Source organism: Streptomyces sp. PsTaAH-137 (assembly GCF_003259365.1).
Classification (GTDB): domain Bacteria; phylum Actinomycetota; class Actinomycetes; order Streptomycetales; family Streptomycetaceae; genus Streptomyces.
On the sequence record NZ_QLLY01000059.1, the window covers coordinates 1 to 3,378 of the forward strand.

At 72.1% G+C, this 3,378-nt stretch carries 4 protein-coding genes; all 4 read left to right on the forward strand.

Annotated features, from left to right (window positions below):
* Nucleotides 1-547, forward strand: a 547-nt coding sequence (locus K377_RS40700; RefSeq protein WP_237551935.1) for a phosphopantetheine-binding protein, incomplete at its 5' end; no start/stop codon positions are given.
* Between the two features lie 85 nt (nt 548-632).
* The gene (gene ccrA / locus K377_RS40705) at nt 633-2,000 is read left to right on the forward strand and encodes a crotonyl-CoA carboxylase/reductase (protein WP_111668672.1); all 1,368 of its coding nucleotides are present in this window, start codon (nt 633-635) and stop codon (nt 1,998-2,000) included.
* Entirely contained in the window at nt 1,997-3,007 is a 1,011-nt protein-coding gene (locus tag K377_RS40710; protein ID WP_111668673.1) for a 3-oxoacyl-ACP synthase III family protein, read from the forward strand. Before ccrA ends, K377_RS40710 begins: the two co-directional genes overlap by 4 nt.
* Nucleotides 3,004-3,378: 3-hydroxyacyl-CoA dehydrogenase NAD-binding domain-containing protein (locus tag K377_RS40715; protein ID WP_237551936.1), on the forward strand; the 375-nt coding region annotated here is incomplete at its 3' end. The genes K377_RS40710 and K377_RS40715, both read left to right, overlap by 4 nt.

Genomic DNA, 3,378 nt, shown 5'->3' on the forward strand with positions numbered 1-3,378 from the left:
GCTGTCCGGGCACGCCCACCTCGCCCAGTCCGTCGTCCTCGTCACGGCGGACGGCTCCGGCCGGCAGCGCCTGGTCGCGTACGTCGTCCCGGCCGCCGGGCGGACCGTCGAGGCCGACGAACTGCGCCGGTTCGCCGCGGGCCGGCTGCCCGAGTCCCGGGTGCCGTCGGTGTTCACCGTCCTCGACCGGCTGCCGGTGACGGCGGGCGGCCGGGTCGACCTCGCGGCGCTGCCCGAGCCCGCCTCCGCCGAGGACACCTACCGGGCGCCGCGCAACGACATCGAGCGGACCCTGGCCAAGGCCTTCGCCGAGGTCCTCGAACTCGAACGGGTCGGCATCGACGACGACTTCTTCGACCTGGGCGGCAACTCGCTGCGGGCGATCCGTCTCGTCGGCCTGATCCGCTCCGAACTCAAGCAGGAAGTCACCATCCGCCGCCTGTTCGCGGCCCGGACCGTCACCGGTCTGTCGGACATGTGGAAGGACCTCGGGCAGGCCCGCAGGCCCGGTCTGCGCAGGCGGACCAGGGAAGGCGCCGTCCTGTAACCACCGCCCCCGGCACACGAATCCGTCGCTCGACCGCGCCCGACCGGTGCGGTGCCCCGATCAGCGGGTGAGGAGAAAGGGAATCATGGATTCTTTGACAGAAGCCCTGCTGTCCGGGGCCGGCCCGGACGAGATCGGGCGACACGCGCTTCCCACGCAGTACCGGGCCGCGCACCTGCTGGCCGCCGACGTCGGCATGTTCGACGGGGTGGCCGATCCCGACGTGCGCAAGTCGCTGCACGTCGGGTCCGTCCCCATGCCGGAGCTCGCCCCGGACGAGGTGGTCGTCGCCGTCATGGCGAGTTCCATCAACTACAACACCGTCTGGTCGGCGACGTTCGAACCGGTGCCCACCTTCGACTTCCTCAAGCGCCAGGCCCGCAACGGCGGTTGGGACACCCGGCACGACCTGCCGCACCAGGTCGTCGGATCGGACGCCGCCGGCATCGTCGTACGCGCCGGGACCGGCGTACGCCACTGGAAGCCCGGCGACCACGTGGTGGCCAGCTGCGTCCAGGTCGACGACCAGGAACCGGCCACCCACGCCGACGCCATGCTCGGCACCGGCCAGCGCATCTGGGGCTACGAGACGAACTTCGGCGGCCTCGCCCACTACGCGGTCGTCCGCGCCAGCCAGCTGCTGCCCAAACCGCCGCACCTGACCTGGGAGGAGTCCGCGAGCGTCCTGCTGACCGCGGCCACCTCCTACCGGATGCTCATCGGCGACAACGGCGCCCGGATCAAGCAGGGCGACATCGTGCTCGTCTGGGGCGCCACGGGCGGACTCGGCGCGTACGCGGTGCAGATGGTGAAGAACGCGGGCGGCATCCCCGTCGGCGTCGTCGGCTCCGAGCACAAGGCCGCGGCGCTGCGCCGGCTCGGCTGCGACGTCGTCATCGACCGCAGCGCGATCGGCCTGGGCGACGACGGCGCACCCACCCCGGAACGCACCATCGAACTGGGCAAGCGCCTCGGCCGGGAGATCCGCCGCCAGGTCGGCGAGGACCCGTACGTCGTCTTCGACTACGTCGGGCGCGCCACGTTCGGGATCTCCGTGTTCGTCGTCCGCAAGGGCGGCACGGTCGTCACCTGCGGATCGAGCACCGGCTACGACCACCACTTCGACAACCGCTACCTGTGGATGAACCTCAAGAAGGTCATCGGCAGCCACGCCGCGAACCTCCAGGAACAGGCCGAGTGCAACCGCCTGTTCCGCCTCGGCCACCTGGCCCCCGTCCTCTCCGACGTCTACCCGCTCGACGAGGTGGGCGAGGCGGCGCGCCTGGTCCAGCTCAACCGGCACATCGGCAAGGTCGGTGTGCTGTGCCTCGCCCCCGAGGAGGGCCTCGGCGTCACCGACCCCGCCCTGCGGGAGCGGATCGGCGCCGAGCGGCTCAACCCGCTGCGCGGTCTGGGCGCGGCGCCCCGCCCCGCCGAAGGCGCGCGGTCATGACCGGCGCCACGACCGGGGCCACCGGCATCGGCATCCTGTCCACCGGCTCCTACCTGCCCAAGCACGAGGTGAGCAACGAGGAGGTCGCCGCCCGGGTCGGCGTCACCGCGGACTGGATCGAACGCAAGACCCAGATCCGGTCGCGGCGCTACGCCGCCGACCACGAGGCGACGTCGGACCTGGCGGTCAAGGCGGCCGAACGGGCCCTGGAACAGGCACACCTGACCGCACAGCAGATCGACTACATCATCCTCTCCACCTCCACCGGGGACTTCCCGCAACCGCCCACCTCCTACCTCGTCCAGCACGGCCTGGGCGCCTACGGAGCCGCCTGCTTCGACGTGAACGTCGTGTGCAGCGGCTTCGTCTACGCCCTCTCCCTGGCCCACGCCCTGGTGACCGTGCGCCCCGGCGCCCGCGCGCTGGTGATCGGCGCGGACGTGTACTCGCGCATCCTCGACGTCACCGACCGCAGGACCGCCATCCTGTTCGCCGACGGAGCCGGAGCCGCGATCGTCGGAGCGGTCCCGCAGCCGTACGGCATCATCGCCACCGACCTCGCCAGCCGGGGCGACGCGCACCACCTGATCCGCGTCGAGGCGGGCGGCAGCCGCAACCCCGCGTCGGCGGAGACCGTCGCCGAGGGCGGCCACCACTTCAAGATGGACGGCCGCGGCGTACGGGACTTCGTGGCCGAACACGTGCCGCCCGCGCTGCGCGCACTGGCCGCGCGGGCCGGCGTCGACCTCGCCGCCGTCGACCACTTCGTACCGCACCAGGCCAACGGCGTCATGCTCACGGACGTCGTCGACCGCGCGGGCCTCACCACCGCGCACACGCACCGCACCCTGATCCGGTACGGGAACGTCGGCAGCGCCTCGGTGCCGGTCGCGCTCGACGAGGCCCACCGCACCGGCGCCCTGACGCCGGGCGACCTCGTGCTCCTCGCCGGCTTCGGCGGCGGCATGTCGATCGGCGCATCACTACTGACCTGGGGGACCGCATGACCACGACGACCGGCAGCGACACGATCGAGAGGGTGGGTGTCGCGGGCAGCGGCATCATGGGCACCGGCATCGCCGAACTGTGCGCCAAGTCCGGCCTGGACGTGGTCGTCGCGGTGTTCTCCGACGCCTCCCTCGACAAGGGGCCGCAGCGCCTGGCCGCCTCCCTCGACCGGGGCGTGGCCAGGGGCAAGCTGACCGCCGAGCAGCGCGACGCGGCACTGTCCCGGGTCACCTACACCCGCGACCTCGCCGACCTCGCCGACCGCCAGCTGGTGATCGAGGCGATCAAGGAGGACGAGCCGCTCAAACTCGACCTCTTCGCGACCCTCGACAAGATCGTGGAGGACCCGCACGCCATCCTGGCGACCAAC